A 572-nucleotide genomic window follows, 5' to 3' on the forward strand; every position below is an offset into this window, starting at 1 on the left:
TTGGGGTTTGTGTTTTTTTGTTTGTTGGTGGTGGTGGGTGTGTGTGGGGGGTGGTTGTGTGGTGGGGTGGGTTTGGTTGTGGTTGTTGTGGGGTTGGGGGTGGGGTCGTTTGGTTTTTGTGTGGTGGGGTGGTTTTTGTGGTGGGGGTGTGTTGGTGTTGTGGTGGTTGGGGGTGGGGTGGGTGTTTTGTGGGGGTTGGGGGTTGGGGTGTGGTGGGTGGTGGGTTTTGTTGGGGTGGGGGTTTTGGGTTTGTTTTTTTGGTTGGTGGGTGGGTGGGTGGAGTTGGGGGGGTTTTTGGGGTGGTGGGGTTGGGTGGGTAGGTGTGTCGGGTGGGTGTTTTGGTGGTGGTGGGTGGTTTTGTTGTGGGGTTGGGTTTGGTTGTGTTGGTTGTGGTGTGGTTGTGGTGTTGTTTGTTGTTGGTTTGGTTTGGTTGGTTTGGGTTGTGGGTGGGGTTGTTGGTTGGGGTTGGGGTTTTGTTGGTTTGTGTGTTTGGTGTTGTGGTTGTGTTTGTTTTGGTTTTGTGGTGGGTTGTGGTTTTGTTTGATTTGTTGTGGGTTAGTGTTTGGGTGTGT

Annotated in this window: 1 pseudogene; it reads right to left on the reverse strand. The window is 53.1% G+C overall.

The annotated features are described in order from the left end of the window. Positions 1-572: pseudogene (locus ACTHUE_RS19930) on the reverse strand (hypothetical protein); the annotation flags it as partial.

The organism is Neisseria sp. P0021.S005, from assembly GCF_051956955.1.